This is a genomic window from Rummeliibacillus sp. G93, from assembly GCF_023515935.1.
Lineage (GTDB): Bacteria > Bacillota > Bacilli > Bacillales_A > Planococcaceae > Rummeliibacillus > Rummeliibacillus stabekisii.
This window is the reverse complement of sequence record NZ_CP097314.1, coordinates 1,822,517-1,846,683: the sequence shown is the minus strand read 5'-3', so window position 1 is coordinate 1,846,683 and position 24,167 is coordinate 1,822,517. Positions and strand designations below refer to the sequence as shown.

At 33.0% G+C, this 24,167-nt stretch carries 27 protein-coding genes and 2 pseudogenes; 15 read left to right on the top strand and 14 right to left on the bottom strand.

Annotated elements, in window-relative coordinates:
- Nucleotides 1-783: 783 nt before the first annotated feature.
- The 8 genes and pseudogenes from M2M59_RS09225 to M2M59_RS09190 form a co-directional block, all read right to left on the bottom strand.
- Nucleotides 784-1,209 (bottom strand): ferritin-like domain-containing protein, encoded by a 426-nt coding sequence (locus M2M59_RS09225; protein ID WP_249774404.1) that lies wholly within the window; start codon nt 1,207-1,209, stop codon nt 784-786.
- A 461-nt stretch (nt 1,210-1,670) separates the two neighbouring features.
- Nucleotides 1,671-2,762, bottom strand: coding sequence for a Ger(x)C family spore germination protein (locus M2M59_RS09220; protein WP_256467858.1), 1,092 nt, complete (start codon nt 2,760-2,762; stop codon nt 1,671-1,673).
- A gap of 512 nt (nt 2,763-3,274) precedes the next feature.
- Nucleotides 3,275-3,775: a P-loop nucleotide/nucleoside kinase family protein gene (locus tag M2M59_RS09215; protein ID WP_249774402.1), complete on the bottom strand. Its 501-nt coding sequence runs from the start codon at nt 3,773-3,775 to the stop codon at nt 3,275-3,277.
- 411 nt (nt 3,776-4,186) lie between these two features.
- Nucleotides 4,187-4,657, bottom strand: coding sequence for a DinB family protein (locus M2M59_RS09210; protein ID WP_249774401.1), 471 nt, complete (start codon nt 4,655-4,657; stop codon nt 4,187-4,189).
- Between the two features lie 410 nt (nt 4,658-5,067).
- The gene (locus M2M59_RS09205; protein WP_249774400.1) at nt 5,068-6,234 is read right to left on the bottom strand and encodes a Ger(x)C family spore germination protein; all 1,167 of its coding nucleotides are present in this window, start codon (nt 6,232-6,234) and stop codon (nt 5,068-5,070) included.
- Nucleotides 6,227-7,690 carry a spore germination protein gene (locus M2M59_RS09200; protein WP_249774399.1) on the bottom strand — a complete coding sequence of 488 codons (1,464 nt, stop codon included), beginning with the start codon at nt 7,688-7,690 and terminating at the stop codon, nt 6,227-6,229. The genes M2M59_RS09205 and M2M59_RS09200 overlap by 8 nt, the downstream gene beginning before the upstream one ends.
- A complete protein-coding gene (locus M2M59_RS09195; RefSeq protein ID WP_249774398.1) occupies nt 7,687-8,841 on the bottom strand; it encodes a GerAB/ArcD/ProY family transporter in 1,155 nt (384 codons plus the stop codon). The genes M2M59_RS09200 and M2M59_RS09195 overlap by 4 nt, the downstream gene beginning before the upstream one ends.
- Before the next feature lie 576 nt (nt 8,842-9,417).
- Nucleotides 9,418-9,604 (bottom strand): annotated as a pseudogene (locus M2M59_RS09190) (cysteine hydrolase); the annotation flags it as partial.
- Between the two features lie 363 nt (nt 9,605-9,967).
- Here M2M59_RS09190 and M2M59_RS09185 point away from each other — a divergent pair.
- Entirely contained in the window at nt 9,968-10,189 is a 222-nt protein-coding gene (locus M2M59_RS09185; protein ID WP_249774397.1) for a polysaccharide deacetylase family protein, read from the top strand.
- A 123-nt stretch (nt 10,190-10,312) separates the two neighbouring features.
- The gene (locus M2M59_RS09180; protein WP_249774396.1) at nt 10,313-10,552 is read left to right on the top strand and encodes a polysaccharide deacetylase family protein; all 240 of its coding nucleotides are present in this window, start codon (nt 10,313-10,315) and stop codon (nt 10,550-10,552) included.
- A 132-nt stretch (nt 10,553-10,684) separates the two neighbouring features.
- Here M2M59_RS09180 and M2M59_RS09175 read toward each other — a convergent pair whose 3' ends face one another.
- Together M2M59_RS09175 and M2M59_RS09170 are read right to left on the bottom strand one after the other, a co-directional pair.
- Nucleotides 10,685-11,533 carry an MBL fold metallo-hydrolase gene (locus M2M59_RS09175; RefSeq protein WP_249774395.1) on the bottom strand — a complete coding sequence of 283 codons (849 nt, stop codon included), beginning with the start codon at nt 11,531-11,533 and terminating at the stop codon, nt 10,685-10,687.
- Nucleotides 11,534-11,763: 230 nt separating this feature from the next.
- On the bottom strand, nt 11,764-12,459 hold the full coding sequence (locus tag M2M59_RS09170; protein WP_249774394.1) for a VC0807 family protein: 696 nt from the start codon (nt 12,457-12,459) through the stop codon (nt 11,764-11,766).
- A 241-nt stretch (nt 12,460-12,700) separates the two neighbouring features.
- Here M2M59_RS09170 and M2M59_RS09165 point away from each other — a divergent pair, with 241 nt between their 5' ends.
- The 3 genes from M2M59_RS09165 (at nt 12,701) to M2M59_RS09155 (ending at nt 14,179) form a co-directional block, all read left to right on the top strand.
- The gene (locus M2M59_RS09165) at nt 12,701-12,979 is read left to right on the top strand and encodes a hypothetical protein (RefSeq protein ID WP_249774393.1); all 279 of its coding nucleotides are present in this window, start codon (nt 12,701-12,703) and stop codon (nt 12,977-12,979) included.
- Nucleotides 12,980-13,168: 189 nt separating this feature from the next.
- Nucleotides 13,169-13,369, top strand: coding sequence for a cold-shock protein (locus tag M2M59_RS09160; protein WP_147198058.1), 201 nt, complete (start codon nt 13,169-13,171; stop codon nt 13,367-13,369).
- A 180-nt stretch (nt 13,370-13,549) separates the two neighbouring features.
- Nucleotides 13,550-14,179 (top strand): CPBP family intramembrane glutamic endopeptidase, encoded by a 630-nt coding sequence (locus M2M59_RS09155; protein WP_249774392.1) that lies wholly within the window; start codon nt 13,550-13,552, stop codon nt 14,177-14,179.
- 459 nt (nt 14,180-14,638) lie between these two features.
- Here the strand turns inward: M2M59_RS09155 and M2M59_RS09150 are convergent, their stop codons facing one another.
- A complete protein-coding gene (locus M2M59_RS09150) occupies nt 14,639-15,031 on the bottom strand; it encodes a DUF1259 domain-containing protein (protein ID WP_147198063.1) in 393 nt (130 codons plus the stop codon).
- 169 nt (nt 15,032-15,200) lie between these two features.
- On the opposite strand from M2M59_RS09150, the gene M2M59_RS09145 reads away from it, so the two are divergent.
- From M2M59_RS09145 to M2M59_RS09130, 4 genes and pseudogenes are all read left to right on the top strand, one after another.
- Complete coding sequence (locus M2M59_RS09145) at nt 15,201-15,812, top strand: histidine phosphatase family protein (protein WP_249774391.1); 612 nt, start codon at nt 15,201-15,203, stop codon at nt 15,810-15,812.
- Between the two features lie 56 nt (nt 15,813-15,868).
- Entirely contained in the window at nt 15,869-16,486 is a 618-nt protein-coding gene (locus M2M59_RS09140) for an NUDIX hydrolase (RefSeq protein ID WP_249774390.1), read from the top strand.
- A 30-nt stretch (nt 16,487-16,516) separates the two neighbouring features.
- Nucleotides 16,517-16,865 (top strand): annotated as a pseudogene (locus M2M59_RS09135) (DUF6176 family protein).
- A gap of 56 nt (nt 16,866-16,921) precedes the next feature.
- Nucleotides 16,922-17,296: a P-loop NTPase fold protein gene (locus tag M2M59_RS09130; RefSeq protein WP_249774389.1), complete on the top strand. Its 375-nt coding sequence runs from the start codon at nt 16,922-16,924 to the stop codon at nt 17,294-17,296.
- 316 nt (nt 17,297-17,612) lie between these two features.
- Here M2M59_RS09130 and M2M59_RS09125 read toward each other — a convergent pair whose 3' ends face one another.
- Together M2M59_RS09125 and M2M59_RS09120 are read right to left on the bottom strand one after the other, a co-directional pair.
- Nucleotides 17,613-17,894, bottom strand: coding sequence for a hypothetical protein (locus M2M59_RS09125; RefSeq protein ID WP_249774388.1), 282 nt, complete (start codon nt 17,892-17,894; stop codon nt 17,613-17,615).
- A 32-nt stretch (nt 17,895-17,926) separates the two neighbouring features.
- The gene (locus M2M59_RS09120) at nt 17,927-18,871 is read right to left on the bottom strand and encodes a bile acid:sodium symporter family protein (protein ID WP_249774387.1); all 945 of its coding nucleotides are present in this window, start codon (nt 18,869-18,871) and stop codon (nt 17,927-17,929) included.
- 175 nt (nt 18,872-19,046) lie between these two features.
- Between M2M59_RS09120 and M2M59_RS09115 the strand changes: the two genes are divergently transcribed.
- The 4 genes from M2M59_RS09115 (at nt 19,047) to M2M59_RS09100 (ending at nt 21,598) form a co-directional block, all read left to right on the top strand.
- Nucleotides 19,047-19,406: a YnfA family protein gene (locus tag M2M59_RS09115; protein ID WP_150284567.1), complete on the top strand. Its 360-nt coding sequence runs from the start codon at nt 19,047-19,049 to the stop codon at nt 19,404-19,406.
- A 150-nt stretch (nt 19,407-19,556) separates the two neighbouring features.
- Nucleotides 19,557-20,447, top strand: coding sequence for a LysR family transcriptional regulator (locus tag M2M59_RS09110; protein WP_147198077.1), 891 nt, complete (start codon nt 19,557-19,559; stop codon nt 20,445-20,447).
- An 84-nt stretch (nt 20,448-20,531) separates the two neighbouring features.
- Nucleotides 20,532-20,897, top strand: coding sequence for a CidA/LrgA family protein (locus M2M59_RS09105; protein ID WP_223823546.1), 366 nt, complete (start codon nt 20,532-20,534; stop codon nt 20,895-20,897).
- A complete protein-coding gene (locus M2M59_RS09100) occupies nt 20,897-21,598 on the top strand; it encodes an LrgB family protein (protein ID WP_249774386.1) in 702 nt (233 codons plus the stop codon). Before M2M59_RS09105 ends, M2M59_RS09100 begins: the two co-directional genes overlap by 1 nt.
- Before the next feature lie 53 nt (nt 21,599-21,651).
- Here M2M59_RS09100 and M2M59_RS09095 read toward each other — a convergent pair whose 3' ends face one another.
- Complete coding sequence (locus M2M59_RS09095; protein ID WP_249774385.1) at nt 21,652-22,398, bottom strand: glucosaminidase domain-containing protein; 747 nt, start codon at nt 22,396-22,398, stop codon at nt 21,652-21,654.
- A 181-nt stretch (nt 22,399-22,579) separates the two neighbouring features.
- Between M2M59_RS09095 and hutG the strand changes: the two genes are divergently transcribed.
- Both hutG and M2M59_RS09085 read left to right on the top strand, forming a co-directional pair.
- A complete protein-coding gene (gene hutG / locus M2M59_RS09090; protein WP_249774384.1) occupies nt 22,580-23,527 on the top strand; it encodes a formimidoylglutamase in 948 nt (315 codons plus the stop codon).
- Nucleotides 23,528-23,541: 14 nt separating this feature from the next.
- Nucleotides 23,542-24,093, top strand: a complete 552-nt coding sequence (locus M2M59_RS09085; RefSeq protein ID WP_256467856.1) for an NAD-dependent epimerase/dehydratase family protein — start codon at nt 23,542-23,544, stop codon at nt 24,091-24,093.
- The last annotated feature ends 74 nt before the right edge of the window (nt 24,094-24,167 follow it).

The window sequence follows — 24,167 nt, the reverse complement described above, 5'->3', positions numbered from 1 at the left end:
AAGTCAAGTGAGTGATGATATTCCTTGTAGTTTCAATATGAGCATGGCCTAGTTCCACTCCTGCAGCGAATAAAACAGAAGCGCATGAATGTCTTAAGCCATGCAAAGTGATGAGGGGGAGTTTATATCGCTTACATAGAGAAAATTCAAAAAAGCTAATCGAAACTAGGTATCTATTATATTCGGCTGATGACAATGTATTGTTAGTTTTACATGGATGTTCAAATAAAAAAGCCAAGAGGTTGTTTTCCTTTTCATTGGTTTGATGGATTCCAAGAGTATAATCCAGAAATGCTGCAATAAATATTGGAACTGCCAACAAATGAATGGGAGCAAATGTGACTGTTCTAAATAATAAATTTGGAAAGTTAAGAGATGTGTAATAAGACGGCCAAAGGAAAGAGTGAAACAAAAATAAGAAGCAATAAAAGAATCCACTCCAAATGATTGTTATATTAACTCTCTCCTGCTATTGCGAGGATTTTTCAAATAGAGTAACTGCAGAGAAAGTTAACATAAGAATAATGAAGCTTGTAATTAGATTAGATGTCTTTAAACCGTAATTAGCAAATGCTGAAGAAAGTATGTAGCTAATTACAAAGCTAAAAAGAACTATGAAAATTAGGCTTGTCTTTTTTTTTCACTAATTATTTCACCTCTCTTTTAATTAGGATATACGTTAGTAAAAGAAAAGGGTTTCAAAATGTTTTGAATAATATTTAAATTTCTAAAATCTTTAGTGCGGTAGCAAGGTGACTCAATAGTCAGCTTGCTACCACACAATTATTGATGATTCATGAAATATAAAAACCAAACTGCATGATTTTGTTCATCAGCAGAGGCTTCTGTAAAAGCATTTCTAATGATGGTATTATTATATTTCCTCGCGATTGTGTGATAAAAATCAACGGTTTCCTGTTCATCTATAAATGCAGCTAATACGCCACTTTTATAATCTGTGGGACATTGTTCCGTAATTTTTGGAGTAGGCTGACGTCCAGTTAAAGAAAAATAAATCTGAGAAAAAGTATGATAGTGTCTGATTTCATCATTTCTGATTTCGAGTATTCTATTTTTAATCTCAGCATTTGGAGCCTGATTGGCTAATACCTCATAGCAGTAAATAGCACTATATTCACCATTAATTGCTTTCATAACATCATTGATGATTTGCATGTTCGTAAGAGATTGCATGGAGTTATTATTCATTCAAAAATCACCTCAATTTAATATATGGGTGCTATAAAAAAATGAACCTTATCCAATAGGAAAAGAATAGTTCGTAAGATTTTGTAATTAGAAAGTAAGAGTCCTTGTTTGAATTAGTTATTGTAACGATTACCGTTGCAGTAATGAGTCTAACTATCAAGATGGCAGGGAAGTGCAAAACGAATGAATGAAGAAAGTGTATGTCTTTGTGCAAGATCACATGTGGATTTGCATGATATTGCTCGACAACTAAGTAGATAACATAGCATGAGAGCCTTCTAGAATCTCATTTGTTATTATTGTCGAATTATTTAAGTAGATTCTCCGCCAAGTTGTTATGGTAAGCAGGAGATTACTTGGCATAATGACAGCCGACTCAATCGGATATTAAATATCACATAAGATTAGTGAGAGTTAAAATAAAAGGGAGTTCCATCAAAAATGATTGCAACTCCTTTAAATTATCTGATACTTCCACTACGGACGATATCCACATTTACTTTTGTTTCAATTTTGAGGTCTTTATATATATCCTTCCATTTGCCTTCTCTCCATAACTGTGGATGATAGGCTCTGATATCTTCCCCGATGCCTGTAACATCAGAAGATGCTTCTTGGCACGTTTTAAACATTCTAGCTATGTCTTTTTCTACTTTGCCTTTAATAAACTTTTCTAGTTTTTTTCTTTCATCTTCTTGGTCTAAATGGTTTGGCGGATATTCTGTTAAAACTATAGGCATGTTTATATTATATTGGACCTTAATATTATCTCCATCCTGCATTATTTTCTTTTTTTTCTTAAAGTCGATGATATTAAATCCAACTTGTACTTTTTTTTCGTTTTTATCCCACATATATGCTAATTCGACAAAGTTTGCTTTCCTATATCCTAATAATATAGCGAAAATAGATTCTCTAAGTGTCAGATGCTCACCTGTGTATTTTTTTCCATTAAATAAAGCCATTCCTTCTCCTTTGGGCAGGCCATGGTCACCGCTAATTATTAAGTAGGGTAAGCCTAGATCTCTTCCTTCGCTATACATGAGGTTAGCGGCAATCTCCAAATCTGTTTTAGGATATATTGTTGCGTCCTCAAAAGCCGTAATCAAATCATAATAGTATTCACCGATTTCCTTAGACGAAGTATCTTTTATTTCCAAAAATTTTTTTGGTGAACCCTTAGTAATGACTACTTTAGCATTCATCGGACTTTGAGCTGAGCGATAATAAACATCTAATAGAGCATATAAATCCTTCTGAGCGCTTTCTTCATTTACTAATAAAGTAGTCAATTCAGCATTATCCATTGTTTGCTCAGTTTTTTTATTAGCATCTATTCTTGTTTCTCTCAATGTTTTACCGGTTCCTTCAAGTACTATATATTTAGTGGGGTCACTATTTGAACTAGGGTATGCAAAGTAGCTTTTTATATCTCCAATATGTCCTTCTATTCCTATCACGGATATCACGGAGAGTTCTTTATACAAACGTTGATCCCAACATCCACTAAGTAAAAAAGTGTTAATAAGAAGAAAAACAGTCACTTTGCGCATATAGTTTCTCTCCTTTATAAAAATTTCATTATAAATAACTCTTATTTTTCAGTATGTAACAAATTACAAAATTTCAACCAAAGAACAGTCACTATAAAATATTTATACACTCAAATATGCAGTACTAATCCACGATTTTTCATCATTGTAATCTAAGCTACTTCTTGATTCTCATCTTAATATATGGAGTTATTCTATTTAATTAATTTATTTAAGCTTAAGAGAGGAACACGAATTGAGGTATTGACGACCGTGGAGATATTGAATTGCTAATTATTGATTGATGATGAAATGCTACTTGCAAATTGGGCAAGGAAAAGGGGTAATTCGAATAATAAGGATGAAAAGTTATTTACTATAAAATGAACGAGCAAAAATGCCCCGTACGAATTTAGAACGGGGTTAAAAAAATAACAATTAAGCCATTTAAAAATCAAAAGGGTTTTTATCGGCAGATTAATACAGCTAATTACTTTATTATTCTGTTTTATAGCGCCGCCGGGTTGCACTCCTTATGATTCTTTTCCACTAAACTCTATTATATTAATTCCCTCGGATGCCTCTGGTGCTTCGAAATATTTAGAAACATGATTAAACGTCTCTTCTGTGTCAAAAATTGCTCTTTCAGGTTGTTCGATACGCCTTTGGGCAATTTGACGTAAGCATTGCTCATTATTTAAATTCAAAAAGATTAGTTGGTGGTTTGCATTGACTTCTGACGCTATATCTAAACACCATTTTCGCTGTTTTTGAGTGTTACCTGGAAAATCCATTACTACATTTGTCCCAACACTTAATATGTTTTGGACATGCTTTTTCACCAACGGCTTAATTTGAGCTGAGAATTTCAGATAGTCATCAAATGATGTGATCTGATTGGGATAAAGAGAAGCAAGCCATTCGTCCTCAGATAACAGTACTGCATGTTGTTCTCTAGCTATTTGTATTGATTTCGTGGATTTTCCCGCTCCCATTTTTCCAGTGAAAAAATATAAAGTACCCAATTTTTCCATTATGTTTATCCTCCAAGCTAATTTTAATAATTGTTTTTCTACCTTGTAAATTTACAGTAATAGCAATTTTCTTCTTTGAGTATGATTTATCCTTTTCAAATATTGAATATCTAAATTCTGATAGAAAATAATTTATATAATGAAAATTAATAAAATAATAGAATATATGAATTTTGATTTAATAAGAATAAGCTTTTATCTTACTATATTAAATTTAAACCAGAGATATACTTCTACCGCTAATAGATCAAATATTAATCGAAAACACAAGACACAGAAGTTTTATATAAAACCTAAAGAACCATTGGTTTAAGGTGTTTTAAGGATTAAATGTATAAGAAAACTCCTGAGAAATCAGGAATGATTTTTAAAAAGCCTATCCCATAAGAGTGAAAACTCCTGTTAGAAAAATTAATCCCAAATACTTGCTCGTGGAATATTTGCAGTTCTTAAATAATCTAGCAATTGCCCAGTATGAATTGATTCATGGTATGCAACTCTTAGTAACATATCGCCTAAACTTCTTATGTAACCTGCATCAGAACGATCAATTTTGATATTTGTTAAATCTTCTTCCGAAAATGATTTAATAGTCTCTAAGAATTCATTTCTAAAAGGTTCTGCAAAGTTTATCTCCATTCTTACAGTGGAAAAAGGTTGTTTCTCGAAAGGAGAATCAAATGCTGCTAGACTTCCTTGATTTTTGATAGCTAAATGGTAATAATGTTCACTTTCTAGTACATGCCTTATTATTTCGACAATGGTCATAGCCTCATTATCGGGTTTCCAATGTAAAAGATCTTGGGGAATAGATGTCCAAATCTTAATACTTCTTCTTCGTATTTCCTGGAAATTAAAAAGAATTAAATCAATTGAGTTCATAATTTGTCCTCCATTTATTGGTGTAAGTTAAATATACACGAATAAAAGTTCTGATAAAAGAGTGAAAATTTTAAAAATTTTTATCTAGACATTATATTGGCTTGGGAGTAGGGGTAAGGAATTGGATCAATTAATACAATAGTAATTTCAGGGGAGATAAGGAATTAATTATCCATATAAAGAAAAAATCCAAGAGTTTTAATTATTGTTCTTGGATTTTCTCATTGATATCTTTTTGGTTCTGTTAATCAAAAAAATTAATAATTGCTTTCGATACTATATTTGAGGGTTTAAGTGGGGGGATATTAGTGTCAAACAATCAAAATAGGCTAAGTCAATTTCTAAATAAATGAATCAATTTTCTAACACAAAGGGATAATGAACTAAAATGAACCACCGTGAACTGCTTTTTATCTTCTAATTGTTTCATTAGAATTCTTTCTTCCAGAGTTTACCGAAAGAATGTCTACGTTTATATTACGAATAGAATTCTCGTTTAACTCAACCTTCCCATTGCTTTGAAATTTTTTCCATGCGTTAACATCTTTTCGATATAAATATTCGGATAAACGGAAGATATCGCTATCAATATTTAATCCTGCTATAAAAGTATCTTTAATATTCTTTTTTACTTCCTTTTTCACTTTTTTTCTAATTACTTTTTCTTTTATATCCCCTTGGAATCCTCTTAGCTCTACTTTCAACTTCACCTTCACGTCAAAGGAAACCGAATTTCTATTCACAATAGGTTCAACTTTTACACTATCCACTTTTCCATTAGCTGTAATAAATCGCTTTTCACCAGACTCAGAATCCGTAAGTATCATTGTCAGTTCTGCTCTTTTTGTTTTCTTATCCATCCATCCTAGTCCTTTTACTTTATCTCCTGAAATATTACCTTTAAATTCCTTTGGAGATATGACACTAACTCCATTGATATTCGTAATTTTGTCCTTTTCATCTTTTGTTTCCCAATTTTTTGAGATTGAAACAGAGGGGATGTTCGCTTCATAACCTGGCTCGGCCAATTTCAGTACTAACTCACGAACATTCAATGGTTCAATTGTAGAATCTTGTTTAAATGAATTTACTGGATCGGATAATTTAGATAATGAAACGGCCTTATTAAGAATGGGTGTTATTAACAAAACATCTTTTATAGACTCTTTCGTGCTATATACCCACGTTTGATATCTTGTATCATGAAATCGTATAAATGAATTAATAAATGAATTCATTTCCCCAGATTTAATCAACTCTTCAGAAAACACAATATATGCAAGATGCCCCCAATAAAGCTCTTCATCCATCGTTTTGTATAAATTATAAAATGCTTCGTGATCTGTTTTACCAGAAGCATGACCTACTTCAGCTTGAATCGCTTGAGGATCTGCAGGTTGATCAGATTTAGCTATGTTCGCAAAATTAATGATTTGCGTATAAATTTGGTATTCTCCATCTTTATAATCTAAACCAATTCCGTAAAGATAGAGCATTCGTTCAGGTTCTTTTGAATCCCAACATCCTGATACTAGAGTCGTGAGCATAATAAGGAGTATTAATATTTTCTTATTCATCATTTTCCTCTTTAGTTTTTGGTTGATCTTGTGTCTGTGTAGTCCTTGTATCATCGATAGTTTTTAAAGCTTCTGGACGCTTCGTATATTTATATGCCGGTAATCGAAACAGAGACTTGAATATGGTTGACCAACTTAGATCTGTTGTAATATTCATATATGGATATCCTAAAGTGCGTATATTTGATAGATAAACAAGTACAAAGAAGAACGATAAAAAAAAGCCAAAGAGCCCTAAAAATGCAGAAAGTAAAATAAAAAAAACACGTAAAATACTAATGGCAGTTGCAAGGTTTTGATTAACTAACGTAAATGATGCAATAGTCGAAATCGCAATAACTACCACCATTGCTGGGCTTGTAATACCTGCTCGAATAGCAGCATCGCCAATAATTAATCCCCCCACGACCCCAATCGTACCACCTAAGACTACAGGAAGACGCAAACCTGCTTCACGGAATAACTCAAACATAGCTAACATGAGAAGTATTTCAAGTGCTGTAGGGAATGGTAATCCTGTATTTGACTGAACAACGGTTGCTAAAAGTTGGAATGGTAACTGATTTTGGTGATAAGTGGTTAAAGAAAGCCAAAATGCTGGTAGGAGTGCCCCGATTAACAAACCAACTATTCGCATAACTCTTTCTACTGAACCATACCCAACTGTATATTCATTATCTTCACTCGTCTTTAATAATAAGAATAAATTCACTGGTGTAATGATTGCATAGGAGGCTCCGTCTACAAATATGATAAACCTTCCTCTAGTTAGGCTTTGAACTACAAAATCCGGTCTTCCTGTATAATCGTGTCTAGGAAAGAGAGGCGCACTCTTTTCTACTAGCTCCATTAATTTATCAGCACTAAATATTGCGTCTGTTGTCACTTGCTTAAACTGCTTTTTTAGCGCATTTAATTTTTCTTTATTGGCAACATCGTCAAAGTATAGGATGGCCACATTTGTTTTTGATCGTTCTCCCACTTCGAATTTTTCCACGCATAATGAATTTGTTGGTAACCTTTTTCTAATAATTGCTATATTTACAGCTATATCTTCAATAAAGTTATCTCTAGGTCCTCTGATTGTCACTTCTGCTTTTGTTTCTTCGGGATTACGATTTGGTTTTTTAGCTATATTACTGGAAAACAGGATTTCGCCTTCTTCAAAATAGAGAAGAACAAAACCTGTATAAACTTGTAATATTGCTTGTTGTTCATCTTTTACTTTCGTTAAATCTGGAACGTATAAATTTGATTCCACATGTGCTTCAAGTGATTCATCCTTTAAATTACTGCATAAGAACCCAACCCGCGGAACAATAACCTCATTTAATAACTGCAGATCTATCATGGCTTCGCAAGTGATAAGATGAATGGTATGCCCGTTAAATGTATACTGTTGAAACTTCACATCAGCTGATTTCTGAAATAACTGCTGTAAAGAGTTTAAATTCATGTATTTTGTGTTGTTTTTACTTGGTTCGATTGTTTTTCACCACTTTTCTTGTTGTTTTTATCTTTACCTTTAGTTGATGATTTTCTCGAAGTTAGTGCAATAATTGTCAAAAATAAGGATAATATGATAAAGAAGAAAAAAGTACTTATTAAAAAATATTTTTCATTAATAATAATAAAATCATTCTCTCTAATAAGGGTTAACGCTAAACATATGAAAAAGAATGGCGGAGCTAGTTTCGACCAAACTTGCTTTTTATCGTCCTGTACATTCAATATTTCTGCACATACATATAAGATAAAACCTACCCTTAAGAATGTTCCGGTTAGCCATTGGTAAATAGAGAAGAAGTCTACATGTTCGATAAAACGCCCTATTGTTGCTAAACCCCATTCTTCATATGCAGGATACCTTTGTTTTGCTGCTTCTGATGGTCCGAATTCTGTAATTGCACCAACAAGAGGACCTATTGTTAAGCCCGTCAATATCACAAGCATTAGTCCAAAGTGATACCATCGCATACGTTTTTGTATTTTATGTTGAATAAATAGAAGCATTAATAATTCGACAAATCCAGATGAGGGGTATATCGCCCCCGTTAAAACTGGCTGAAATCCATGTTCAAAAAACGGTCTTAATAACCCGTAATCTTTCACTTGTAAATTGACAAACGCCACAAAAAACCCTAAAACAACGACACCCGTTAAAACAAATACATTTACGATGACAATTGTTTGTAAACCTGAAGCAGCAAGAAACATAATCAAAATTGTAAATACGATTAACAAAACAATAAATGGTGTATTGCGTAAAAAAGTTGTCGAAACCCACAGTAATGTTTCTCTCATTGTGAATGCTGCAAGGAGTAGTAAATATAAGGCAGTAACGTATAAAACTATAGCGGTTAAAACCTTCCCTACTCTTTGTTTTAACCAGTCTTTAATTGGCTCTTGATTCGTTTTTTTATGGACATATACTAAAAGAAAGGTCCATACAAAAGTCCCCAATACTCCTAAAAGAACAGAAGCCCAACCATCTCTTCCAGCGCTTGCTAAAATTGAGGGAATAATCGTTACATGGTTTTTTAAACCAATAAATGTCATCGTCAAGAATACAACATGTAGTATACTAATTGATCCTTCGTTCCTCATTTTTATACCTTCCATTTTTAGTGATATACGGTAGTGTTGACAACAATAAATAGATTTATAAGTAAATATGTGTAAAATACTTTTAAATTGAATATATTTAACTCGAGCTAGAGAGCGTTTAGGAGGAAGACTGGAGAAGGTTAGATAAAAAAGAATTAAAAACGTTTAAAACATTCAAGGCTAATGCAACACCTAGTATAGATATTGCTTAAATGTGGGAGGTTTTCTGAACAACAGTTTATCTATATCTGACCAGAAGGGTCGTAAATTGATTAGCACTAAGAAAAAAACGATATTTAGTACATGTATTGAGCAAAACTGTATATCAGTGCTTTTCCATCACAACTCTTAGGTAAAGTAAAAAGAGTGAGGAATAATATTAATAACTTGAGCAAAAAGAGAAAAGAGTGGTTTACACGAAGCGTGATTGAAGAATAAAAAGTTATTTTAAGTATGAAATTAGCAGTTAGAAGGGGAGCTACACATAGAGAGATTAACTTTTAATTGTATTTATAAAGCCAAATTAGATGAGATAACTCCTTAAATGGACGGGGTTAAAATATTTCATAGCATTTTTTAAAAGATAACATTGTTAATTAATTGTTCAGTTGTAAGTATAGTCGCAAATTCATTATGTAATGTAGATAGGGGAACAATTGTATATAGTGTCGGGACTAGAATGTTTTTCATTTTGGTCTATTAAACCTAAGGCTGTAGTAGCATCTGAGAATAGGTAAGTAATGAAACCTAAATTCACACTCATCCCTTCCAGAATTGCTATATTTCCTCGCAAATAGGCTATAACTTAAATAATATCCTAATTTATTCAAAGACTAAAAGAGCATTTTACTTGGTGGGGCTTAGTTTAGTATTTTATTAATTGACGTTTTTTTTAAAAAAAAAGCATAATTGGTTATTTTCGCAGAAGATAATCAAAGGAGAATATCTGAAAAAATTATTGTATAGGAAGTGAAGTATTGAAAAGCAAATATATTTTTGTATTCACACTTTGTATTTTATTTGTTTCTTCTTTCTTTATTATAAAAAAAACTTTTGCAGATAAGGGAAGACGGTATTACGAAGAAGCTGGGCATATTGTTTGGGATGTTAAAACGAAAAAAAGATTGTGGCGCTTACTTTTGATTACGGTCCTCATCCAACGTATACTCCTGAAATTTTAGATTTATTATCAAAATATAATACAAAAGGAACCTTTTTTATTGTTGGACAAAATGCAGAAAAGAGTCCTCAAGTGGTCTTAAGAATGTTTGAAGAAAGTCATGATTTAGCAAATCATACCTATACCCATCCTTTAACAGCAGGGGTATCACATATATTAAAGGAATGAAACAAACAAACTAATGAGGTAATTTATAGTATAACCGGCTTTACTCCAAAATTGTTTCGCCCAGTAGAGAGAAGATATACAGATAGTTTAATTAATGAAGTTGTGAAGGAGGGATATAAAGTCGTGATGTGGTCTTGGCATCAAGATACAAGAGATTGGGCGGATCCTGCAGTTAATACCATTGTGAATACTGTGTTCAAAGGAATAGAGCTAGGGGATGTCATCCTTTTTCATGATGGTGGTGGAGATAAAACACAGACAGTCGAAGCCTTAAAGATAATCTTACCAAAGCTTCAAAGCAAAGGATATGAATTTGTAACCATTTCGGAGATTTTAAAAGAACAGAAAATGTTAAAAAAATAAAACACTTATTTTGTTAGAAGAATATTACGAAAGAAAAACAAGTATATTTTTTTACGAAATAAAAGCCATCTCATTTTAATATAAATGAGATGACTATTGTTTAATTAATGTATTTTAAAAAGTTATAAATAATCATTTAGAATTAATAATATGATCATTAACAAATGCTTTTATGAAAAAGAATTCATTGTCATTAGGATCTCTTTTATATTCTGCCTTAAAGCATTCTAAAGAATTTTCTAATGAGGTAGACTTTACAACTCGACTTGCTGTTGTTAACTCTTCCCAATATATATTCATTTCTTTGGCATCACAGATTGATTCATGTCCAAGTAGGAACCATTCAGCATCGTATTTTTGAATGTCTTGAATCATTTTTGTTAACAATGATTGCTTAAAATGAAATAGAGAATTTGTGGTTGTACCATAGGCGCAGTCTCCTAAAAAAATGACTTTTTCATCGGGAATGTAAATAATTGTTGAGTCGTCTGTATGGGTACTTTGGATTCTTTCAAGTATGCAAACTTTATTTCCTAAATCAATAGTTAGTGTTTTTTCGAAGATTACATCTGGAGAATTCAATTTAAAAGTATTCCTGCTTGGAATTTCGGTTTGTATAATCTTCATACATTGCGTACTCATTTGATTATTATTCACATACTTTTGGAGTGAATTATCATCATAAGAATAACTTTGCCATTCTTTTATCAATTCGTTTGTTTGACTATTTACTATAATAGTTGCATCGAATTCATTCATTCCTAAAATATGATCCCAATGTGCATGAGTAATAACCAAATATTTAATGGGAGGTGCATTTAGTTTCTCAATTTCTTGTAAAAATTCTTTTGCATGCTGAGTAGCGTTTCCAGAATCTATTATTAGGCTCCATTGGTCACCATATATAAATCCTAATGTTGGTCGATCTCTGTTATCTTCATTAGGTAAATAATAAATTGCATCACTTAATTTATTTAGCATGATATTTCTCCTCTACATAAGATATTAATTATATGAAAGAGAAAATCTTCGTGAGAATTCTAAAATGAATAAGGTAAGATTTTCTCAGTTATTTTTTTACCATTGGACTTGTACCTCCTTTTTACACTTAAAATGGAAGAATGGTATTTGTTGCTTGGTAGTGAGAGTACCGGAAATAAAAATTTAACAGGCTAAAATTAAAGTTTAGTATGAGATCTATCTCACAAAGATTACTCAGCAACCATGTTTGATTCTTCTCTAGTTATATTGTTGTTATTATGTAACTGATTTTCTTGCTTAACAATATAATTTCGAACTGGGATGTTTATATAAATGAACAGCCCGATAATTATTCCTGAAAAAATCCAATTTGCAATCTGTTTAAATACCAACATTTCTCCATAGCCGTCAAGCCCATAATTTTTAAGTAGAAATACAGTTAAACCTGACATAAACAGACCTCTGATAATATAAATTACTTGAATGTATTGAAACCATTTAAAAATTCCTTTTTGAAAAAATAATGTTTTACTTGCCTTTCGTTCATGCCCTTGTAAATATACAAAATCAATTGCGAAGTATAATGATACAGGGCGCTTCATTACTAGTAAAACAAAATAAAGAGAGGAATAAAAAAGACTTAAGTAAACACCATTCCAAATCATTTGCTCTGCTGAACCAGATAGAAGATCAACTGTCGTACCAATTGCTAGTGTCACTAAAATAAATATACCTGTAAAGTTAAACTGTTTATCAATAATAAAACTATAAATGGTATATACAAATCCCGGAATAGTTGTAATTAGCATTGCTATATAGTCACCAAAAGGTTCCCTGCCGAATTTCCAAATAAAATATGGTAAAGCTGCATAAAAAATAAGGTCCGTTAAAATAGACTTTTTGTTTGACTGCTGTTTTTTAGCCATATTCCCTCCAAATCTTCAAATTATTTTCCTAATACACATTAAAAACATATTAACATAAATATCCATAAAATATTTATCTTATAATAAAAAATTTTCAGTTTTTCGTAAACGAATTTTTAGTTTGGATCATTGGAGGTACCGGAACGAAAGTATTACAGGATAAAGAAGGGCATTATCGGCATGAATAAACAAAGTATGTTATAATATAAATTGTAATTACTACTATTTAGGGGAGATAAACATGCTAACTAAAATTAAAAAAGTTAAGTTTCAACCCGAATTTAAAAATCCAGTTTATGAGGTAATTCTTGATTGCCCAGAAGAAAATAAACTCTACATTAAATTTGATTATAAATATAAAAATAAGACTTTTATGCCTTCTCGTGTAAATTATAATAAACAAGATAAGGGTGTAAAGCTTGCTTGGTATACTCAAAAAGTTGAGAAAATGACCGTACAAGAGTTTTTAGGCCAAATTGCTCGAAAGGTAAATAAAAAGTACAATTTCCAATTTAAATAAAACAAAATTTATTTTGATAAAAATAATGTTAGACAAATGAGGATTTACAGTATATAATTAAGTTAATAGGAAAAAAGTTGAATTCGCATATTACAAAAAGTAATCGTGTCTGTTCGGTACTTTTTGTAATATGTGAATTTTTTCTTTTAAAAGCTTATATATTAATAATTTATAATGGAGGTCATTTAAATGACACAAGGTACAGTAAAATGGTTTAACTCAGAAAAAGGTTTCGGTTTCATCGAAGTTGAAGGCGGAGCAGACGTATTCGCTCACTTCTCAGCAATCCAAGGTGAAGGATTCAAATCTTTAGAAGAAGGCCAAAAAGTTGAATTTGAAGTTGAAGAAGGCCAACGCGGACCACAAGCAGCAAACATTGTAAAACTTTAATCTTTAATTTAGATTAGAATTACAAAAAAAAGAGAAATCCTTTCGAGGATTTCTCTTTTTTTTGAATAATATTACATATATATACATAATATACATAAAAAATTATTTTAATAGCGTTGGTATGTTATTTTAGTTAGATTTATATACTCTAAACTGATTATCAAAGAAAGGAAGAACTAAATGGGGTTAATCAAAAAATTTAAACCAATAATTATATCAATATTGTTCGCATTAGGAATATTAATGTTTTACATATTAGGAGGAGTTATTACACAGGTATTAAAAATGAATGAAATTAACTCCTTACTTGTTAATGGGATTTGTGTATGGTTATCTGTCATAACTGCTTTAATATACATCTGGAAATCTAATTTTCGATTTAGCGATATAGGATTTAGAAGTATTGAAAAAAAATCAAAGAATAAGATTTTATTTTATTTTCCAGTAATTATTATAGAAGTAATTGGATTTTTTGTTGGAGTTCGCAATGTTAGTGTAGACTACATATTTGCTGCTGTATTTTTTACTTTAGCGGTCGGGTTTGCGGAGGAAATTTATTTTAGAGGTTTGATTTTAAAAACTTTAGAAGGTGTAGGAATAAAAAAGGCTATTATTATCTCTTCCTGTATTTTTGGTGTAACACATTTAGGGAATTTAGCAGGTGGTGCAAATATTTTTTATACGATTATTCAAGTAATATTTGCATTTACAATTGGTATCGTCTTTGCAGAAATTTTTTACCTTACAAAGAGCTTAATTCCAGTTATCCTATGGCATTTTTTCCATGATGCTTTTGGTTTTTTACAGTAACAGCCTCAAATTAACGAGACAATTTTATTTGCAGGGATTCAGACTGTAATTTTAATTTTATATGCGCTTTATATGTGGAAAATGATTAAAGAAGAAAATAGAAAAAGGTTAAATTGGGAATATAATAGAGCAGCTAGTTAATTAAAAATCGTAAAATGCTGTACAAATTCATGTGAATTAGTACAGCATTTATGTTGTTCTTTTTTATTTTAATTTGACATTATGTTTATTTAAGATAAAAAAATCTGATTTGGTTTTAAATACCTTTAAAACATTGTTTCCGTTGTCTTATCTTAGAATCTGAATGGATTCGTAAAAGAATAAGGGGGAAGTGCTATTTTCTTAACAGTGATTGTTTAATAGCATGACATTCGGAAGTTAATCGATACATACCGAAAATAACGGGAGTCGCTTGAATCAAACCATTACGCATTAAGATTTTATGGAACTGATAGTAGATTAATGTTTTAAAACGCGAAATGCTTCTGCCACTTTATTAGCAAACGATAAGGGATTTTCTACAGATTGGAAATGAACATATAAAATAGTCGGATTCGTAAAAATCCAATGATTATGAATAGCGCTTATGGTTAAATTGTTTCGAACCAATAAATTAACAAAGGCAGGGAGTTCTTCTTCTAATACAACAACTTCTCCAAGGTTCAGTGCATTGCCATTTTGGTCTAATGACTCAAACGTTATCCCTGCATGGAGTACACTCTTACTGGGACGGCCTTGAATCGTCACAAGAAGATTTCGGGCAATTTCTACTGAACAAACTCCATGTTTCATGTTTGCTTGCCCATCAACAATTTGAGCATATTGTTGGCATAAATATTGAAAGTTCGCCATATCAAACACCTCATTTCCTCTAAATATTATGAAGCATCATTAAAGGCTAGAACACTAGGCCAACGATTAATCTGACAAATTGAAATATCTATTATCTTAAAAGTTTAAAAGTAAAAGCAATTCCGATTTTACTGTTTTTACTTTATCATGAGAGTAGGGGGAGATTATATTGAGTCAAACACTATACCTGCTTCGACATGGAGAAACAGAATATAACACGCAAGGTCGTTATCAAGGAGAATTGGATTCTCCGTTAACCGACGATGGTAAATTTCAAGTAAAGCAAAATGCAAAAATGCTAAAAAGTATTATTGGAGATCCAAATGAGTGGAGGATTATTTCGAGTCCACTTGGGAGGGCAATTCAAAGTACAGAAATTATCTGTGAAGCAATCGGTTTTGATGTTAGTAAAGTAGAGATTGATCATCGCTTAAGCGAGGTTGCTGTAGGATCGTGGGCTGGTTTAACAACAAAGGAAATTGAAAAGACTTGGCCACATCTTATTAATAATAACGATTTATATAGTTGGTATTTTAATTCACCAGATGGAGAGAGTTATGATTCGGTTGTAAATCGTTTAACGGATTGGCTTGAATCTATCAAAAACGAACCTAAAGTAATTGCGGTGTCACACGGATTAACCGGGAGAATATTGCGTGGAATATATGCGGGGATATTAAAAGAGGATGCTTTAAAACTAGAATTATCTCAGTCAGTATTCTTTAAATTATCGAATAAAGAGATACATAAAATAAGTCTAGAATTCGATGAGTTTTATTAGATTTCTAAGCTCATTTTAATATTCTATAAACAATTTAATTGGTGGTGGCATAATATTTGGAACTTAAATGGCTAGATTGGGCGAAGCAGCTTCAATCCATTGCACAGGCAGGCCTAACCTATTCTAAAGATGCTTATGACATGGAAAGATTTGAATTGATCAGAAATATTAGCGTTGAAATTTTAGCAAAGCATACAAATCTTGAAAGCGAATTGATAAAAGAGCTTTTTGCCAATGAAACGGGTTATCAAACGGCCAAAGTTGATATAAGGGCAGTAGTGTTTAGGGAAAACAAAATATTAATGGTTAGAGAAAACACCGATGGACATTGGGCATTACCTGGCGGCTGGGGGGATATCGGATTAACGCCAAGTGAAGTTGCGATAAAAGAAGTAAAAGAAGAATCGGGGTTCGATGTTAAAGCAACAAAATTAATAGCTGTACTAGACAAGAAGTGTCATCCACATCCTCCTTCGCTATATCATGTTTACAAAATATTTATTCAATGCGAAATTATTGGAGGAGAGCCCCAAGATGGTATTGAAACAAGTGCAGTTGAGTTTTTTGAAGAAGATGAATTGCCATCTTTATCAACAGCAAGGAATACAGAAACACAGATTCAATTAGCTTTCAAGCATTTGCACAATCCTCTAGAACCTGTTTCTTTTGATTGAAAATTATCTAGAATATTGAGGTGAGAGAATATGAATATTGAGCTGACTAGATTTAAGGTAAAGGAAGGAAAAACAGAAGTAGTAGATGAATGGTTAAAATTTTTTGAATGAAAATATGAAAGATGTACTAGTTACACTAGAAGGCGAAAGAATGTATGTTGAAACGATTTTCAGAGAAACACTTAATGGAGATGAATACTTGTATTGGTATTCCGTTCAAGGTGAGGGTGGCAAAGATGTCGATGAGTCAGAGCATTGGATTGACAAAAAGCATTTACAGTACTGGGATGAATGTATAGATACAAATTTCAAACCTGTTGACCTTACTACAGAGGTTGTTATGATACCTGAGAAAATTAGAAGTGTTATGACAGTTTGAAATGTTGATGTGAACGTTCATATGAAAATAGATAATTAACATGGAGGGATGCATCCATGTCTATTAAAGAACTGGCAGAAAAGGTATCATCTCAATTTCTAACACGTTTAAATAAAGATCGTCCTTTCATAATTGGGATAGACGGACTGAGTGGGGCAGGGAAAACTACATTAGTGAAAGAACTTGCACGAGAATTGGATAATCAAAAGTATAACCTTACTACTTTTCATCTAGATGACCATATTGTTGAAAAAAATAAGCGTTACCTAACAGGGCAAGAAGAATGGTATGAATATTATTATTTACAATGGGATATAGAATGTTTAAGGATCAATTTATTTGAACAACTACATAGGATAGTGAAATATTATTTCTATCGTTCTATGACAAATATACTGATCATTCTTCAATTAAACAGATTAGATTATTAACCAACAGTATTGTCTTAATTGAAGGAATATTTTTGCAAAGAGCAGAGTGGAGAAGCTACTTTGACTTTATTTTATATTTGGACTCCCCTCGTGAATTAAGATACAAAAGAGTATTAAATCGTGATTCATATATTGGAGATTACCAGGCACGACTCAATAAATATAAAAAAAGATATTGGTTAGGTGAAAACCATTATCTCGATAAAATAGATCCCATTAGAAAAGCAGATATAGTTATAAAGGGGTAAATAAAAATGGTAGTACGATTAATAAAAGGTTAAAAGAGGGGGCAGTATGCCACCCTCTTTTAAGTTATCTAATTCAATGATAATTTAATCGTCGGTCTAACTATGTTCTTAATAAAAATCATTAATTCTTTCAATAAAAGGCTTACCATCAACAATCCATTGTTAAATAGTTCTTGTGCTGTTGCAAACATTTGTGTGTAAGAGTCTTTAGAACGTGTAAGTAGGAAGCTTTTTTCTTCTCCGTATAATCTACTTACCCACCACTCCTCTTCATCTTTATAATATAATAAAATCTCCTGATGTTCATCTTCAATCGCTTTTCTAACTTCTTCCCATGATTTCAAATCCATTTTCCTTCCCCTTTTCTAAATTAACTATTTTCCTAAGTTTCTTGTGATATTGCACTGTTCATAACCAATTTACTAAAAACGGATGCTAAGACTTGTTGAAATAACATGCCAAATACAACGGGCATGGCTACCTTGCTTGGAAAGTATGTGGTGGCAACAATAACGCCAACTGCAATGTTTCTCATCCCCCCCGTAAATACTAAAGAAGTCATCTGAGGATGATTTTTTAAAATATAACGTCCGATCAGTAAAGCAAACATATATCCAGAGACAGCAATAAATAGGACTAGAAGCAGGACTGAAACGAGATGAGAATCAAAGTTTTTCAGGTAAGGAGCGATTGCACCACTATTAATCATGACAACAGAAAATAAACACAGCTTAGATAAAGGAGCAAGTTTCTGGCCAAATTTCTTAGGTATTTCCCCCTTAGAAAGTTCATTTGCTAAGATTCCCAAGATTGTAGGCAATACAATCATTAAAAGTAAATTAATGATCAAAGACGCAACATTTAATTGAATCTTTTCACCTGAGACAAAATGCAGAATAGAGGGAATGATAAATGGCGAAAGCAACGTATCAATCAAAATAACGGATAACCCTAAAGGTAAATTACCCCTACATATATTGATCCAAATAACACTTGTTACACCAGTTGGAACTGCAACAGAGAGTACAAAGCCGACAGTCAATAAATGATCATCGAATATGACAGTTGATAATAGATAAGCCCATAAAGGCATCAAAATGTGTAGAAATGCAATAGAGAATAAGATAATGACAGGATGCTTAACAAAAATTTTTACATCTTTAAATTTCATATTTAAGCTTCCCGCGAATGTCATAAAAGCAAACAGCCATGAGACAAGGAATAATAGATGATGTCCAATATGCTCTAGCAGAACACCTAGGACTAAACTTAATGGTGTCAAAATAGCAATGTATTTTTGAAGAAATACATTTAGTTTTTCTAACATGCAAAAGACCTTCTTTTTTTATAATATATTATTATTTTAACTTAATTAACTCACCAAGGGAAAAATCTGTAGAAAGGAGGAACAGACTATTCAAATTTCTCTTCTTTGATTAGCAGATGCATAACAGTAAGATAAGCTTTACTATTATCAATTACTAGATTTACAGTATGGTATGATGAACTCTGGGACAATTGAAGAAGAGGATGTGAGTACCATTTCAATTTTGCTATTTATTTTAGCGGGGCTTGCTGAAATTGGCGGAGGATATTTAATATGGCAATGGTTGAGAGAGGGTAGGCCTTTGTCGTTTGGGATAATCGGTGGAGTTATTTTATTCTTATATGGCGTTCTTGCTACTTTCCAATCCTTTTCAAGCTTCGGAAGAGTATACGCTGCTTATGGTGGAATTTTTATTTTTCTGTCCGTTTTATGGGGATGGGGAGTTGATCATAAGACACCAGACTTGTATGACTGGATAGGTGCGGGGATTTGTTTAGTTGGAGTAGCAGTGATGCTCTTTGCACCGAGACATTAAAAAGCAGACACAAAATTTTGCCCGTAGAATACGTTTAAACTACCTAGAGTGCTCATCTTAGGTTGACCGGAATGGGCCTTTGCACCGATTTTAGCATATACTATAAGAAGTGAGTTTCTAGCCATAACAGCAGTTTGAGGAGTTGAATTTATGGAGCTTAGAGAGTTAAAGTATTTTATTGCGGTTGTGAAAAATAAAAGTTTTACTAAAGCGGCTGAAGATTTGCATGTGACACAACCGACACTTAGCAAAGTAGTGAAGTCGCTCGAAAGCGAATTTGATGCGGCTTTATTTTATCGCTATCCAAGGCATATCGAATTGACCGATGTTGGTGAAATTGTCTATGCCCAAGCACTAAAAATGCTAAGCATAGTTGAAGAATTGGATACTGCATTGGAAGATGTATTACAAATGAAGAAAGGTACGATTAAAATTGGTATGCCACCGCTAATTGGCATTCTTTATTTGCCGAAACTTTTAAAAGGATTTCAGGAACGATATCCTCATATTAGCATTGAACTTGTGGAACGTGGGGCAAATATTATTAAAGAATTGGTAGCAGATGGTGTTTTAGATATTGGCTTTGTAATGCTACCAGCCGATGAAAGTGACTTTCAGGTGATTCCCTTTGCATCACAGAATCTTATGCTAATTATCAATAAGTCGCATCATTTGGCAGGAAGTAAGGAGATTAGCTTAAGGGAACTGACTAATGAAAAAATGCTTTTATTTAGCCAAGATTTCACGCTCCACGATCGTATAAAGCAAGAATGTGAGCAGGCGGGTTTCACTCCTCAAATTGCTTATGAAAGTTCACAGTGGGATATCATAAGCCAGATGGTAGAATACAATTTAGGCGTTGCAATGTTCCCAAAATCATTTGCTGAGAAAATTAATCAAGAAAAAGTGAAAGCCATCCCAATTGTTAAGCCTCAAATACCCTGGGAGCTTGTATTGATTGCAAAGAAAGATCGTTATATGTCACATGCAACTAGAGGATTAATTGGCTTTATTACATCCAACCATTCCAATTTGGAATAGTAAACATAAAAAAACGATATTTTACGAATGGTGATATGTGAGGTAAAGTGTTCTTATAAGTTGAGCTTAGAAAAGGTGAGCAAAGTGAAAAAAATAAGTAAAATAATTATTCAAATAGTGTTCCTTTATGGGATTCTTTTGATAGGAGAGGGCATTTCAGCTGTACTGCATTTGCCAATTCCGGGAAGCATCATAGGTCTCGTACTATTATTTTTAGCACTTAAATTTAATATAATTAAATTAGAGTGGGTTGACCTTGGAGCTGGATTATTGACTGGGGAACTTGCTCTATTCTTTATTCCTTCTGCCGTAGGTGTTATCCAATATGATCAAATTTTTGGCGTTGTCGGCATTAAATTGGTGACTGTTATTATTTTAAGCACCATTCTTGTTATGATCTGTACGGGAGCAGTGGCAGATTATTTACATAAAAAGGATGTGAAAGAATAATGAATATTTTTATTGCGTTCATCAGCCTCATTGCCACGATTGCTATCTTTCTAGTAAGTAAGAAAGCATATCAGAAAACGCATCGGCTCTTGCTTTCTCCACTAATTGTCAGCCCCATGTTCCTTGTTATTCTATTACTTTTAACAAGAACTTCATATGAACAATATAATCTAGGGGGTTCAGTGCTAACAAAATTATTAGGTCCTGCAACAGTTGCATTTGCTGTGCCAATATATAAAAATCTAGAATTGATAAAGAAACATGCAAAGATTATCGTAGCAAGCCTATTTACAGGTTCATTGGTTGCTATTCTATCATCCTTCTTTTTTGCAGTATGGATTGGATTGTCAGCAGATATGATAACTAGCTTAGTTCCGCGTTCCATTACAACACCGATTGCCATGGATATTTCTAAAATGATCGGTGGCGAACCATCTATGACGGCCGTATTTGTTATTGTCACAGGTTTGACAGGCAGCATTACAGGTGCGATCATCATTCGATTATTCCGTATCAAAACAACTGCTGCAAAAGGGTTGATGCTAGGAATGGGAGCGCATGGTTTAGGGACTTCAAAAGCCTTCGAAATGGGGGAATTAGAAGGGACTTTTTCAAGTGTAGCAATGGTAATAGCTGCATTGATAAGTATCCTATTGTCTGAAACCTTTTTTCCACTACTCCGCTTGTGTTTTGCTATGTAAAAAAACTCACTTTTTACTTCTGTGAAAAGTGAGTTTTTTTGTAATATCTTATTTTATTGGTAAATCTTTAACTTTTGACCATTGTCCAAATCATTGGTGTCCAATTGATTCCATTGTTTAATAGAGGTAACTGCAACGCCATATTTATTGGAAAGAGAACGTAATGTTTCTCCATTTTTAACGATTACCTGTTTTGGGTTTTTTGGTGAATGATCATACTGCGTAAGATGGAATTCTTTAATCAATGCATTTAATTTTTGGTGATAGCGTGTATCTGTTGCATAGGTACCAGTGAGATACTTTGTTGCATCTTTATAGGATTTCGTTTTACTTTTAAATGTTTTTTGATAGTATTTAGTGTTCCAAGAAGTCCCGTTGTGCAGTAGCTCAGCGTAGTCTTCTAAAGACGCTTTATAGCTTGGGTATTTTCGGAATTTTGCTTTAATCCGATGCATTTCGCCTTTGCCATTATCTTCTGATGTTGTCATCTTTACTGCTTGTCTTTGATATGTTCCTTTTATGCCAAAGAGATTATGATTTGGTGGAGAGCTTAAACCACTTTTACCACCGTTGCTTTCGAGTACCGCTTGGGCAATCATAACAGAAGCATATAAATCATGTTCTTTTGCAATATCGCGAGCATCATCAGAGATTAATCCGATAAAACTTTCAATACTTTGTTCTTTTGGAGTAGGCTTTGGCGTCTCTTCAATTGAATTATTGTACTGAGAAATGATAATGAAAATTGAAGTCGCAAAAAGAATGGTCGCAAATAAAGTGAATAAGAATGTTTTTTTCATTATTTAACGGTTCTCTAATAACCTTCCTCCTTTTTATAGGATGCTATCTATTAGTTTAACAAAAGTATAGAAAGTTTTCTATTAGATTGTTTATCGAGATAGTTTCTGATTGAATTATATTGTCATAATCTTTTGTATACGGTAGATTAATGGTAACTAAGAAAGAAAAGAGGGTGTATGAATGTTTAAAAAAACAGATGATGCTATTTGGGACGGACGTTTGGATGATACGGAAAACAGAGAAAGCTTCCGTTATCATCAAGTGGTGAAGTGCCAGGTTTTAGATGGAACTGAAGAAAATGTAGAGGATATGGTAACGCTTATTGGATTTGCTTGTGATGAAGGGGTAAGAAGGAATCACGGAAGAGTCGGGGCAAAGAAAGCACCAGATGAAATTCGCGCACAATTAGCAAGTATGCCGTTCAGAGGTCCTTTAAATGCAACTGTAATAGATGCAGGCACGATTGTTTGTGAAGAAAATGAATTGGAAGCTGCACAAGAAGAATTAGGGAAAACAGTTGCAACAGCGTTAAATGAGGACGTGCCTTGCATTGTACTAGGAGGAGGCCATGAAACCCTTTATGGTCAGTATCTTGGGGTAAGAGAACACGCCGGCAAGGAAGCCAAAATTGGTTTACTTAATATCGATGCTCATTTTGATATGAGGCCTTATGATGAACAACCATCCTCTGGCACGATGTTTAAGCAAATATTGGATCAGGATCCAAATGCGAAATATTTTGTCTGTGGTATTCAACGTTATGGTAATACGACAGAGCTATTCCGACGTGCAGATGAGCTGGGTGTTACTTATCTGTTTGAAGATGAGATGACAGATGAAGCGACGAAATCTTCAATCAAAGCTTTCGTCAATGATTGTGATGTAGTCTTGCTGACCTTATGTATGGACGCTATCAGTGCTGCACATGCACCAGGTGTGAGCGCGCCTGCTCCTTTTGGGTTGGACCCACTAACCGTACGCACACTGATCCGTGAGATATGCAAAGAGAAGAAAGTGACTAGTTTTAGCTTATGTGAAGTAAATCCGTTAGTTGATGAAAATAATCGTACGTCAAAATTGGCTGCCCATATTATAAATGAAGCAACGATGTCTTTTTGGGGAAGATAGGACTTCTTAGGTGTGTGAAGGGTTCGTTAAATTGGGGTTTCGTACGGCCTTTTTATATCTATGGGCCAGGAAATAACCTAGACCGTGAAACATATATCTTTAAACGTCTGTTAAATAATTCTCCTATTATCATTCCGGGCAAAGGTGAAAACGTAATACAGTTTGGGCATATAGATGACTTGGGGGAGACTTTAATTCGAATGTCTGGAAACAGTAAAAGTTTCGGGCAAATATACAATGTTGGGGATGGCAGCTCTATTTCGCTAGAGGGTTGGGTAAAAATGTGCGCCCAAATTATTGGGGTGGAGCCGAGCATTGTTTTAGTGGATGCAAAAGAAACGGGTTACTTGTCAAGGGAGTGGTTTCCATTCAGAGATGTCTCGCTATACGGATCTACTGAGAAGCTGTTGAATGATTTTGGTGCAAAACAAAAATATTCATTGTTTGAAGGATTAAAACAAACATTTACTCACTTATCAAAAGAGGAATTAATAGATTCTTACACAATGTCAAATGTAGAAAAGGATATCCTTGAAAGAAGAGGATACAGTATTAATGTTAGATAAGTGGAATTGCATAAATAATGAAATATTGATATCAGTATAATAATGTACTTATAAAAGTGAGGAGGATTTTTACC